We start from the raw sequence: 12,254 nt of genomic DNA, 5'->3' as shown, positions 1-12,254 counted from the left end.
CGTTCGGGCGGGCGCCTAAGTAGCGGCCCTTCGTGCGTCGAAAGCAAAGACCTTTTCCGCGAGATCGCTGATGTGTTCTGCAATCGGGATTGCCGAGGTTGCCGCCGGCGAAGGTGCATTGCAGATGTGGATCGTACGGGCGGAACGGCGGATCAGAAAATCATGCACGAGCGTTCCGTCGCGCATCACGGCCTGCGCCCTTATCCCGGGTGGGTGAGGCAGGAGATCGGCGAGCTCCAGTGGCGGGCAGTAGCGTTGGCAGGCTTTCAGGTAGCGGCGGCGGAAGGCGGAGTTCGCCGCTTCCTTGAGGCCGGAGGAAAGATTGGCCTGCAGCGTGCGCCAGAAGCCGGGGAACCGCGCCATGTCGCCAAGGTCGCCGAAATCGATGGCGAGCTTGCCGTAGCCCTCGCGCGCCAGCGAGAGTACGGCGTTCGGACCGACGGTGACAAAGCCGCCGATCATGCGCGTGAGATGGATGCCAAGGAAGGGCAGGGCCGGATCGGGTACGGGATAGATGAGATGGCGCACGACCTCGTCGTGGCGCGGCGCGAGGCGGAAATATTCGCCCTTGAAGGGCACGATGGAAAAATCGCCGCCGAGCCCACAGAGGGCGGCGAGCCGATCGGCCATCAGGCCGGCGCAGACGACGAGATGGCGCGTGATGCGGACGCTTCCGTCGGCGAGGGTGAGGCGCACATCGTTCGCCCGCTCCTCGATGTGCCGCACCTCGGCCCCGCAGGTCACCTGCCCGCCGAGATCGCCGATGAGCGCGGCCATGCGGCGCACGATGGCGCCATAGTCGGCGATGCCGGTCGCAGGGCTCAGCAGCGCGCCGAGCCCGACGATGTTGGGCTCGATCTCCCCCAGCTCCGCGGCGCTGATGCGCCGGACGGCGAGGCCGTTCGCCGCCGCCCGCGTTTCGAGCGCGGCAAGGCGCTCCATCTCGACCGGCGACGTGGCGACCAGCAGTTTTCCCGGTTGTTCATGCGCGATGCCGTGCTCGGCGGAAAAACGCAGCGTGGCGGCAAGGCCGCGGCGGCAGAATTCCGCCTTCAGGCTGCCCGGCGCATAATAGATGCCGGCATGGATGACGCCGCTGTTGCGCCCGGTCTGGTGCAAGGCGAGGCTTTGTTCCTTCTCCAGCACTCCCAGCGAAATGCCGGGAAAGCGCCGCAGCAGTTCATACGCCGTCGCGATGCCGACGATGCCACCGCCGATGATCGTGATGTCGGTCAAGACTGTCTCCCTGTCCCGGGCGGCGGCGACGCCGCCCGCCTCTCCCTGTTTCAGGCGATTGGCCGGATCTTCTGGTCGCCGTGGCGGCGTTCCCAGTCGGCCCATTCGTCATGCGGATTGGGGTCGCGCAAGGTGGTCGGTTCGGAAAAGGCGAAGTCGGCGATGGCGTCCTTGCGCAGGCACACGACGCCCTTGTGCTTCAGCGCGTAGTCGAGGAACCGGTCGAGTGAGCGCACGCGGAAGGGGCGGCCCTGCACGCGGTCGTGGGTGGAAATCGACATCATGCGCCGGCGGGTCGCGGCCTCCTCGTAGAGCACGTCGAACTCGTCCTTGAGCTGGCGCTCATATTCCGTGTTGGTGAATTTGTAGCCCTCGAACTGCACGATGTCGTTGAGGGTCAGCGAATAGGGCACGACGGCGAAATCCTTGCCGCGCACGGGGATGAGAAAGGGTTCGTCCCGGCTGACATCGTCGATGTGATAGCGGAAACCCTCGTCCTGCAGGATTTTCAGCGTGTTGACCGTGCCGCGCATCGCCGCGCCGTTATAGCCGACGGGGGCGACGCCGGTGGCGCGCCGGATCGAGTCGACATTGTCGCGGATGAATTTCCGCTCCTCCGGTTCCTGGAGGTCGACCTGGAGAATCCAGTCGCGCCCGTGGGCTGCGGCCTCGTGGCCGCGCTCGACGATTTCGCGGGCGACGGCAGGGCTGCGGTCGACGGCCGAGCCGACCATGTGCGACGTCACCTTGACGGCATGCTTGTCCCAGAGGTCGAGCATGCGCTGGATGCCCTCGACATAGCCGTAGCGATACCAGCTCTTCGTCGGGAAATCGGGATAGGAGGGGTCCATGTCGATGAAGCCGGAGAAGGGGCCGCCCGGACCGTAGGGCGCTTCGCCGCCGGCCTCGAACTGCATGGAAATGGAAATCACGAGCCGGATGTCGTCCGGCCAAAAGGTTTTGGTCATCTTGCTCTCCATGGGGAAGGGGGCGGGCGCGGCGAACCGAACGCCCGCCGGAAGGAAAGGATCAGTTGACGCCCCAGATTTTCTTGTAGGCGTCGCGGTAGCCGTTGTTCGGATCGAAGGTGAAGCGTTCGCCGCCATCCTCCTTGACGTTCCCGGGCAGGAAGAGATGCACCGGCACGACGTAGCCGGAATCCTTTTCGCCGGCGAAGGCGCGGTTCAGTTCGTCGACGGCCTGCCAGCCGTGCAGCGACAGTGGCTCGGCGACCGTGCCCGTCTGGTAGTAGTTCTGCTGGATGCGCTGGAAGGCCGCTTCAGAGCCGTCGCCGGCCGAGACGTTGCGCGGGAAACCGTCGGCGGCCTTGCCGGCGGATTGCAGGGCCGACGCCATGAAATCGATCGGCAGGTCGTTGATTGTCAGCGAATAGGTCCATTCGTCGCCGAACCGCTGCAAAAGGGCGTTGGTCAGCGGCGGCATGCGGTTGGAGGCTTCGGCGAGCGGCGTGTCCTCGATCGTCAGCAGCTTGCAGGTGGTGCAGGCGCGGATCACCTCGGCCATGGCATCGGACTTGGCGATGGCGATGTCGTAGACGCTGTCGGTGAAGATCACGACATTGGCCTTGCCGTCGCTGTCGGCGACCACGAAGGAGGCCGCCGCCTTGGAAATCTCCAGCGGATCGGTGGTGATGTTGGTGAAGACGGCATGGGTGTCGGAGGGGCCGGTGGTCGCGGTGGCGTGCCAGCCGACGATCTTGATGCCCGCCCCAGCCGCCTGCTTGATCGCCTCGGCCTGCTCGTTGGCATCGACGGAACCGAGCACGATGCCATCGGGCGAAAGCGCGATCGCCTGTTGCAGGGCGGCGGAGCGGCCGGAGACCGTGCCTTGCCCGTCGATCACCCGGACAGTCCAGCCGATGGCGGCGCCGGCCTCCTCGATGCCCTTGGAGACGCCGAGCACGCCGCCATTGCGCAGATCCGCCGCGACATAGACGATCGACTTGCCCTTTTCGGCGAGCGGTCCCGTCGTCGGTCCCGTCCAGGCGGGGTTGGGCTTGGTGATCTCGGCGATGTAGGCCTTCGCGTCGGCCACGGCATCGGCCCGGGCCGTCGTGGCGGCAAGGGACGCCAGAAGCGCAAGCGCGGTCGTCTGAAGCAGTCTCTTCATGTCTTCTCTCCTCCTTGAAGACGGTTTTACGATTTCGGGGTGGGGCGGCGGGCATGGCGCACCGAGCCGCGCCGGCGCTGGGCGTAGCCGGCGATGCCGATCGCCACGAGCAGGGTCGCGCCGTTGAAAAGCGGCTCGACATAGAAGGCGCCGCCCATCTGCTGGATGCCTGAAATGCCGACGGCGAGGATGACGACGCCGATCATCGTGCCCCAGACATTGACGCGGCCGGGCTTGATGGTCGTCGAGCCGAGGAATGCGCCGACAAGGGCCGGCAGCAGGAATTCAAGGCCGACGCTCGCCTGGCCGATGCGCAGCTTTGCGGCAAGCACCACGCCGGCAAAGGCGCCGATCAGGCCGGAGGCGACGAAGGCGCCGATGACGAAGCGGCGGGTGCGGATGCCGTTCAGTTCTGCCGCGCGGGAGTTCGCGCCGATGGCATAGAGATAGCGGCCGATCGGCAGGTAATCGGAAACGAGCCACAAAGCCACCGCGATGGCGAGCACATAGAAGGCGGCGATCGGCAGGCCGAAAAGCTGGGTCGTGTAGAGGGCGGTGAAGGCGGGCGGCAAGAGGCCGATGACCTGGCGTCCCTCCGTGTGCCAGAGCGCGGCGGCGTAGATCAGCGTGCCGGTGCCGAGCGTCGCGATGAAACTGTCGATCTGCGCTACTTCGACGAGCAGCCCGTTGATGAGACCGAGCAGACAGCCGCCGGCAAGCACGATCAGCACGGCGACCGACCAGTGCAGGCCGTAGACCGTCTGCAGGCTGATGGCGAGCACATGCCAGATGACGATGCCGTAGCCGACGGTAAGATCGATGCGGCCAGTCATCATCGGGATCATCGCGGCGAGCGACAGGAGCGCGATGACCGCCTTCTCGCCGAGCACGGCCCGAAGGTTCAGTACTGTCGGAAAGGTATCCGGCAGCAGCAGCGAAAAGAACAGGATGAGGGCGAGCGTCAGGAGCGGCAGGCCATAGACCGGCAGCAGGCGCACGAGGCGGGCACCGCCCGCAAGGTTTGCGAGCTCGGAGCGCGTCGGCTCGAGCGCGTTTGAACGTAGGGACTCCATCAGGCCTCCTCCTGCCTTGAAATCGGTTCCAGGGATGCGGTGTTGAGCAGGGTCTCGACCGTGAGGTCGTCGCCCGAGAGTTCGGCGGCGACGCGCCCGTCGCGGAAGACCAGTGCGCGGTGGCTGATGCCGGCGACCTCCTCGAAATCCGTCGAGATCAGCAGCACGGCGAGGCCCCCTGCGAGCGCTTCGGCGAGCAGCGCATAGATGTCGGCCTTCGAACCGACATCGACGCCGGCGGTCGGATCCTCAAGGATCAGCACCTTCGCGCCGATCTGCATCCAGCGGGCCATGACGACCTTCTGCTGGTTGCCGCCGGAAAGCGTCTCGATCGCAGCCGTGGGGTCGTTGGGGCGGATGTCGAAGGTCCGGCCGATGGCGGCGGTCGCCTTCGCCTCTCTGTCCGGATGGGCGAAATCGGCAAGCCGCCGCCCGGTAAGCGCCGGATTGAGAAAGAGGTTCTCCTGCACCGAAAGGCCGCGCGCCACCGATTCCGCGTTGCGGTCGCCTGCCACCAGGGCGATGCCCGCGCGGATCGCGTCCTGCGGATGGCGGCTTGTGAGCACGTCGCCGCCGCCAAGCACGGCTCCTCCCGAACGGATGGCGCAACGGCCGAACAGCGCCTGGCCAACCGCGTCTTGGCCCGCGCCGCGCAGGCCGACGAGGCCGAGCACCTCGCCGCACCGCAGCGTGAGCGATACCGGCCCGACATCGCCGGCGACGAGATTGTCCAGCGTCAGCGCGACAGGTGCATCGGCTGCGACCGGCGGGCGCACGAAGACATCCTTCATCCGGCCGCCGATGATCAACTCGATCAGGCGGGTGCCGTCGAGCCGGCCAATCGGCTCGTCGGCGACGAGATAGCCGTCGCGCAGCACGACGACGCGATCGGCGATAGCGAAGACCTCGTCCAGCCGGTGCGAGACATAGATGATGGCAACGCCACGGGCGCGAAGCCGCATCAGCACGCCATGCAGCATATCGACATCCGACTGCGGCAGGCTCGCCGTCGGTTCGTCGAGCACGAGAAGTTGTGCGTCGCGCGCCAGAGCCCGGGCGATGGCGACAAGGGATTTTTCTGTACGCGTCAGGTCCTGGACCCGGGCGCCCGGATCGATCTCCTCAGAGACGAGCGCGAGCGCCGCGGCCGCCCGGCGTCGCGCACCCCGCCAGTCGATGAAGCCGAACCGGCGCGGATAGCGGCCGTGCATCAGGCACATGTTTTCCGCGACCGTCATCCATTCGATGAGGCCGAGGTCCTGATGGATGAAGGCGATGCCGGGATGGCCTTCGCGCGGATCGAAACGCGCGCCGCGGACGCGGAATGTGCCGGCATCCGCGGCATAGACCCCGGCGAGTATCTTGATCAGCGTCGATTTGCCGGCGCCGTTCTCGCCGAGCAGCGCCAGGATCTCCCCGGTCCTGACGGAAAAGCCGACACCGTTGACGGCCTGCGTGCCGCCGAAACGCTTGCTCAGCCCGTCGATCGACAAGGCGGCGTCGTCCGCCGCCCATGCGTCGGTAAGTGCCATGGCGATGATCCTCCTCCCTTGCAACGCCGCATACGCTTTGTCCGTTTTTCGACGTTATGATGGTAAAGTGCCGAAATCGGACTTGTCCTGCATTCGATAATCGGCCATTTTTATCAGAAAATCGGCCAATCGGACGGAGAGGGCTCGGCATGGCGGGCAAGGGAAGCGGCGAACGGTATTTCGAGGTCTCGGCCGGCATGGCGAGCCATGCGCGCGCCTTCGGTCCGGGGCGGTTCGATTTTGCCAGCGAAGGTGAAGCGGGCGGCCAGCTCGTGCGCTGCACGGCAGGGGAGCTCGAGCTTTTCGGCCATGCCGGCGAATGGGTCATTCCGGCGGATCATATGGTCTATATCCCGCCGTCCCGCATGTTTCGCCTGCGCGCCAGAATCCCGTCATCCGGCGTTGTCGCGAAATTCTGCGCCAAGGAAGTGGCGTGGCTACACAATGGCTGCTGGGTTGGCGCCGTGAGCGATTTTGCCGGCGGCATGACGGACTATGCCCTGCGCTGGAGCGCTGAAGCCGCCTCGAGCGACAAGAAAGCACGCTGCTTCTTCGTCACGCTCGGCGAGATGCTGCCGGACTGGTTTCGCCACGAGCGCATCCTGTGGACGCCCTATGCAGAAAACTCCTCGATCCAGAAGGTGATCGATTTCGCGAGCCGCCGCGGGCCGGGTGTCACCTTGCCTGAGGTTGCCGATCATGCCGGCATGTCGGAGCGCACGTTGCGCCGGCATCTCCAGGCGGAGCTCGGCCAGAGCTGGCGCGAGTTCATCCGCGAGATGCGCATGAATAGAGCGATGGAGCTTTTGCGCAAAGAGGGCCGCTCGATTACCGAGACCGCCTTCGAAGTGGGCTTTTCCTCCAGCTCCGCCTTTTCCAGCGCCTTCTTCGGCTATGTCGGCAAGACCCCGTCGGTCTATGCGAAGAGTTTCAGCCAGGGTGTACGGTCCCGCTCTGGCGCCCTGCACACGGGAGACCTATAGCCGCGTGAAACTCTCCATCTGATCCGAAAGTCAAGCCGATCACTCCACTGGAAATCCGGTTCTTTTGTTAGACAAGGCAGTCCGGATCCGGAGGAAGTTCCGCGTGGGCATGCTTTGCATTCCAGACAGCACCTCAAGTTCCCTGAAATCACGAGGCAGCCACTTCGACCGGGTATAGCGGCCTGAGCGTCGGTGATGGGACTGAAACCTTGGCATCGGCACAGGGCGGCGGCTCGTCGATCTGATTGTTTGGGGTGCTGCTGGTTGACGATCCTGGATATCACATCTTTCAGATAGCAGCCGCGCCATGTCGACGAGCAAGGCGATGGCGGCCCAGGTCTCGGCCTCGGCATTTGGACCCGCGAAACGTACATTCACCCGATTGAAGGTGACCGGGCTGATGGAGCACTTGGCGACCCTGACGTCGATCGCGATGCGACGCGTCGTCGATGAAGTGGATCATCGCCCGTTTTGATGACCGCGACGTGCAGTGACACGGCGAAGCCTGAGGCGATTTGTGGCGGCGATTGACGGGAGCGTCCCGGAGTTGGTCGTTGCTCCTGCCCGCGGCTTTAGCCCCCATCGGTCTCTACGCTGACATGCCGTTCGAACTTCGCCAATAGGCGGTGCATGGCTTTGCGCGCTTCCTCGAAGTCCGGGGAAGCGGCTCTCGCGGCCCGGTCCGCGTCGTAAGCGTCTCTGGATGCAAACCTGCACTCCCATCGAACATCCGGGCCGTCGCCCTCCAGCTTGACGAGGATCAGCCCCGGCTTGAGCCCCAGGCCGCGCCGGATCTCGCTTGCCTTGCGGCGCTGATCGAGCACCGTGTCGGCCAAGCCTTCCCTGGCAAAGTAGTTGGTCGCTTCGACGATCATGGTTTCCCTCCCATCTGCCGGCGAAAAAATCGATCCGGCCGTCCTTGACATTCAAAATCATGATCATAAAGTGTGATCACAATGAATGATCGCATTCTACAACGAGATGACTGCGACGACAAGGAGAAGGTGGAACCAGTGCCAACGATCAAGTCCATCGAAACATTGATTGTCCAATTGCCCACGCGGCGCGAGCATAAATGGGCGGGCCTTACCGAGGTCATCGGCCGCTACGTCATGGTCAAGATGACCGACAGCGATGGCCGGGTCGGGTGGGGCGAGGCGCCGGCGCTCAAGGATTGGGGCGGCGAATTCGGCCGCTACTTCGGCGAATCCGCCATGATCACCCGCGCGGTCATCGATACCTATCTCGCGCCGGCCGTCATCGGGCTGGAACTCGGCAATTTCGCAGAGCTGCATGCCCGGATGGATGCGATTATCCGCGGTTATCCCTATTCGAAGGCGGCGGTCGAGTTTGCGGTCTATGACCTTACCGGCCGCTGGCTGAACGTTCCCGTGCACACCCTGCTTGGCGGCAAGGCGCGCGGGCGGGTGCCGGTTACCCACTCCATTGGCCTGATCTCCATCGAGGAGGCGCGGATCGAGGTCGCCAAGCTGGTCGAGGAGGGTGTCAAGACAATCAAGGTGAAGATCGGCGTCGATCCGGCGCGGGACGTTGCCATGGTTGATGCCGTGCGCGAGGTCGCCGGTGATGCGGTCGAAATCTGCGTCGATGCCAACGAGGGCTACAAGACGCCCGGCGAGGCGGTGCAGACCGTGCGCAAGATGGAGAAGAACGGGCTCAAATATGTCGAGCAGCCGGTCATGGGCATCGAGCGGATCGCCGAGGTCGGACGCCGGATCGACGCGCCTGTCATGGCCGATGAATCGGCCTGGAATGCGCATGATTCCATCCAGATCGTCCAGAACGGCGGCATCCAGATCGTCTCGATCTACACGACCAAGGCCGGCGGTCTCTACAAGGCGATGGAGGTGGGGGCGGTCTGCCGCGCGGCCGGCATCCTTTGCAACGTCAACGGATCGATCGAGACCGGCATCGGCAATCTCGCCAATGTTCAGCTCGCTGCGGCATCGCCCGCCGTGACACTGTCCTGCGTCATTCCCGTATCGACACCCGCCGAGGCGCAGCACGGCCAGGTCGGCGGCATCTACTACAAGGACGACCTTCTGGTCGAGCCGATGCAGTTCGTCGACGGTGCGATCGTCGTGCCGACGGGACCCGGCATGGGCATCGATGTCGACCTGGCCAAGGTCGAAAAATATCGCGTTCGCGACTGAGCGTCCGCCAGCAAACGCAAGGAGAGAGGAAAGAACATGCGGGCAGAAATCGTTGCAAAACAGGTCAAGGCTATGGCGGAGCATGGGCTCGACGCCATCATTTGCTCCTCGCCTGAGAACTTTGCCTATACGGCGGGCTTCGTCGTTCCGTCGCAGCCGCTGATCCGCCATCGCCACGCGATGACGATCGTCACCGCCGACGGGCGCAGCGCCATCTTCGGCGTCGACATGGAAGCATCGACGATCAAGCGGCGGCTACCGGACGTGCCGTCGCGCATCTGGGCGGAGTTTTCCGACGACCCGATGCTGGTGCTGGCGGACCAGCTCTCAGGGCTCGGCCTCGCCAAGGCGCGCATCGGCATCGAAATGGATTATCTGCCGGCAGGCGATTTCGCCCGCCTGATCGCGGCGATGCCCGGTGCCCGGTTCGAGCACGCGGAACCGATCCTCGCGCGGCTGCGCCAGATCAAGACGGCCGAGGAAATCGCGCTGCTCAGCAGACTGTCACGCATTGCCGACCAGGCCATTGCCGACGCGCTGGCGGAGGTCGATGCGGGCGACAGCGAAATGGACATTGCCGGCCACCTGACCCGCAACGTTTATTCGCTCGGCGCGGAGCATTTCAAGCTCCTCATCGTCGCCACCGGCGAGCGTAGCGTGCTGCCCAATGTCGGTCCGTCTGACCGCATCCTCAAGCGCGGGGACGTCTGCCGCGTCGAGATTTTCTCGGTCATCGACGGCTACCAGGCCGGTGTCTGCCGGACCGCCATCGTCGGTGAGGCGCCGCCCATGGCCGACAAGATCTGGGCCCATCTGGTCGAGTGCAAATACGAGATCATGGAGAAGGTGAAGCCCGGCGCCAGCTGCCGTGCGATCTATGATGCGTTTATCGCCAAGCTCGCCAAGCTGGACTTGCCGCCGATCTCCTTTGTCGGCCACGGCATCGGCCTTCATCTTCATGAGGATCCCTATCTCGGACTGACGCCGGTGCTCGGCAAGCCCGGCAGCGATGCGCCGCTGGAGGAAAACATGGTGCTCGGCTTCGAACCGCTCTGCTACAACACCGGCTACGGCTTCGGCATGCAGAACAAGGACATGTTGCTTGTAACGTCGAGCGGATCAGAACTCCTGTCCGACTACACCAACACGGACAAGCTGATCGTCTGTGGCACGGCCAGGCAGGGTCTGAAGGCGCAGGCTGTCGCCTGAGAGTGCAGTTCGCGGCCGGGCCGGTCTCCTGTCCGCGGCCATGAGTGTCGCCCGCCGTTTTGCATGGCGGGCGATCGGGAGGGAAATTTGTTGAAGCATTGGGTGGAGCCGCATGCGTACGCTGATTGAAAATCTGAACTTCGCTTTCACGGTCGACAAGGACGATACGGTGCTGCGCAATGCCAGCGTGGTGGTCGAGAACGACCGCATTGCCGACATCGGAGCGGCGGAGGAGGTCAAGGCGCGCCACCAGGGCGAGCGGTTCGACAAGGTGATCGACGGCAGGATGCTGGGCATGTGCCCGGGCTTTGTCGATAGCCACGTTCATCTCTCGGAAACGCTTTCGCGCGCGGTCTTCCCCGACAATCTCAACACGCGCGCCTGGGTCTTCCACTGGGCAAAGCCCTTTTATGCCTTCATCACGGAGGAGGACGAATATTGGGGTGCGCTGCTCGGCATCACCGAAATGCTCCGCTGCGGCACGACCTGCTTCCTCGACATGGGCTCGCAATACGATCCCGGGATCGTCATCCGTGCGATGGAAAAGACCGGTATGCGCGGCATTACCGGCCGCCACGCCGCGGACAACCGGCCGGCCGAGCTGCCGCACGGCTGGACCGAGGAAATGGCCGAGCATCATTTCTTCCCGGACGCGCAGACGGCGCTGAAGGTGCTGGAGGAATGTGTCACACGCTACAACAATACGCTCAATGGCCGCGCCCGCTGCTGGGTGAACATCGAAGGCAAGGAGCCGTGTAGTCTTGAACTGCATGTCGGTGCCGTTGCGCTTGCCGAAAAGCTGGGCGTCGGCACGACCTATCATCTGGCGACCTCAATCGAGGAAGCCAAGGTCTGCGAGAGCAAATATGGCTGCTGGCCGATCACCCGGGTCGACCAGGCCGGTGGCATCCGCAAGAACCTCGTCATCGCTCATGGCGCAGCGGTATCGGACGAAGAGGTGAAGCTGCTGGCGGAGCGGGGCGCGAGCGTTGCCTTCTGCCCGTGCTCGTCCTTCAAACTCGGCAAGGGTGCGACCTCCATCGGCAAATATCCCGAGATGGTCAAGGCCGGCGTCAAGGTCGGGCTTGGAACCGATGGTGTGTCGGCGGCCGGCAACATGAACCTCATGCGGCAGATGCTGATCGTGGCGGGCATGTTCAAGGATGCACGATTGAAGCCCGACGTCTTCACCGCGCGTGAGGCGCTCCGTGCTGCCACCATCGAGGGCGCGCGTGCCCTGATGTGGGACGATGAGATCGGCTCGCTCGAAGTGGGCAAGAAGGCGGATTTCATTCTCTTCGATCTCGACCACATCGAATGGACGCCGTTCTACGATCCCCTGCAGGCGCTGGTCTTCTCCGCATCGACCGCGTCGATCACGCAGACCTGGGTGGATGGCAAGGCGCTTTATGCTGACGGCAAGGTGCAGGGCGTCGATGAGGTGGCGATCCGCAGCAAGGCCCGGGAACTGGCCGCCGCCGCAGTGGTCCGCGCCGGGCTCCACCACAGCGATGTCGAAACGACGACGACGCTCTACGACGAAGGAAACTGAATCGGACCTGCCCGGCCGGCTTCCATCGCCGGCTGGGCATATCGCGGTCGAAAGGTGGCTGCAAGGCGGTTGCATGAAAACGGCGCGCTGTCATCACAGGCGCGGCGTGCGTTTTTCCGTCGCTCACCTTGTGCTGCCGGAGCACTGTGAAATCTGTGCACGTTGCCATTCGCGATGCCGAATTTGGGCCTCTCTCGGCCTTGTGTGACAGTGTCGCTCCGAATGCGCCTTCCGTTGGATAATACGGTAGAAACAATATTCTAGAAGGTTATCGTCAACGCGGATTCTCGCGGCCGTTGGGCGTATGGGTGCTCGTGGGCCCAAGGCGGATCCCGTGCGAATGCCGGCCTTGCCGATAGTCGAGG

At 64.2% G+C, this 12,254-nt stretch carries 11 protein-coding genes; 5 read left to right on the top strand and 6 right to left on the bottom strand.

The features are described from left to right. Nucleotides 1–15: 15 nt before the first annotated feature. The 5 genes from lhgO to AKG11_RS24955 form a co-directional block, all read right to left on the bottom strand. Complete coding sequence (lhgO, locus tag AKG11_RS24975; protein ID WP_050745873.1) at nt 16–1,236, bottom strand: L-2-hydroxyglutarate oxidase; 1,221 nt, start codon at nt 1,234–1,236, stop codon at nt 16–18. A gap of 50 nt (nt 1,237–1,286) precedes the next feature. Continuing rightward, nucleotides 1,287–2,204 (bottom strand): polysaccharide deacetylase family protein, encoded by a 918-nt coding sequence (locus AKG11_RS24970; RefSeq protein ID WP_023513937.1) that lies wholly within the window; start codon nt 2,202–2,204, stop codon nt 1,287–1,289. Between the two features lie 61 nt (nt 2,205–2,265). Further along, complete coding sequence (locus AKG11_RS24965) at nt 2,266–3,366, bottom strand: substrate-binding domain-containing protein (protein ID WP_050745872.1); 1,101 nt, start codon at nt 3,364–3,366, stop codon at nt 2,266–2,268. 26 nt (nt 3,367–3,392) lie between these two features. Further along, on the bottom strand, nt 3,393–4,439 hold the full coding sequence (locus tag AKG11_RS24960) for an ABC transporter permease (protein WP_050745871.1): 1,047 nt from the start codon (nt 4,437–4,439) through the stop codon (nt 3,393–3,395). Then, nucleotides 4,439–5,971: a sugar ABC transporter ATP-binding protein gene (locus AKG11_RS24955; RefSeq protein ID WP_050745870.1), complete on the bottom strand. Its 1,533-nt coding sequence runs from the start codon at nt 5,969–5,971 to the stop codon at nt 4,439–4,441. Before AKG11_RS24955 ends, AKG11_RS24960 begins: the two co-directional genes overlap by 1 nt. A gap of 149 nt (nt 5,972–6,120) precedes the next feature. Between AKG11_RS24955 and AKG11_RS24950 the strand changes: the two genes are divergently transcribed. Both AKG11_RS24950 and AKG11_RS34685 read left to right on the top strand, forming a co-directional pair. After that, complete coding sequence (locus tag AKG11_RS24950; RefSeq protein WP_023515968.1) at nt 6,121–6,954, top strand: AraC family transcriptional regulator; 834 nt, start codon at nt 6,121–6,123, stop codon at nt 6,952–6,954. 307 nt (nt 6,955–7,261) lie between these two features. Further along, complete coding sequence (locus AKG11_RS34685) at nt 7,262–7,429, top strand: hypothetical protein (protein WP_156334134.1); 168 nt, start codon at nt 7,262–7,264, stop codon at nt 7,427–7,429. A gap of 97 nt (nt 7,430–7,526) precedes the next feature. Here the strand turns inward: AKG11_RS34685 and AKG11_RS24945 are convergent, their stop codons facing one another. Then, nucleotides 7,527–7,829 (bottom strand): hypothetical protein, encoded by a 303-nt coding sequence (locus AKG11_RS24945; RefSeq protein ID WP_050745869.1) that lies wholly within the window; start codon nt 7,827–7,829, stop codon nt 7,527–7,529. 138 nt (nt 7,830–7,967) lie between these two features. On the opposite strand from AKG11_RS24945, the gene AKG11_RS24940 reads away from it, so the two are divergent. The 3 genes from AKG11_RS24940 (at nt 7,968) to AKG11_RS24930 (ending at nt 11,889) form a co-directional block, all read left to right on the top strand. Beyond that, nucleotides 7,968–9,128 carry a mandelate racemase/muconate lactonizing enzyme family protein gene (locus AKG11_RS24940; RefSeq protein ID WP_050745868.1) on the top strand — a complete coding sequence of 387 codons (1,161 nt, stop codon included), beginning with the start codon at nt 7,968–7,970 and terminating at the stop codon, nt 9,126–9,128. A 36-nt stretch (nt 9,129–9,164) separates the two neighbouring features. After that, nucleotides 9,165–10,337 carry a M24 family metallopeptidase gene (locus AKG11_RS24935; RefSeq protein ID WP_050745867.1) on the top strand — a complete coding sequence of 391 codons (1,173 nt, stop codon included), beginning with the start codon at nt 9,165–9,167 and terminating at the stop codon, nt 10,335–10,337. A 112-nt stretch (nt 10,338–10,449) separates the two neighbouring features. Further along, complete coding sequence (locus tag AKG11_RS24930; RefSeq protein WP_050745866.1) at nt 10,450–11,889, top strand: amidohydrolase family protein; 1,440 nt, start codon at nt 10,450–10,452, stop codon at nt 11,887–11,889. The last annotated feature ends 365 nt before the right edge of the window (nt 11,890–12,254 follow it).

It is taken from the genome of Shinella sp. SUS2, from assembly GCF_001262505.1.
GTDB lineage: Bacteria > Pseudomonadota > Alphaproteobacteria > Rhizobiales > Rhizobiaceae > Shinella.
Note: the sequence above shows the minus strand (reverse complement) of the source record. Positions and strands in the feature narration are given on the sequence as shown.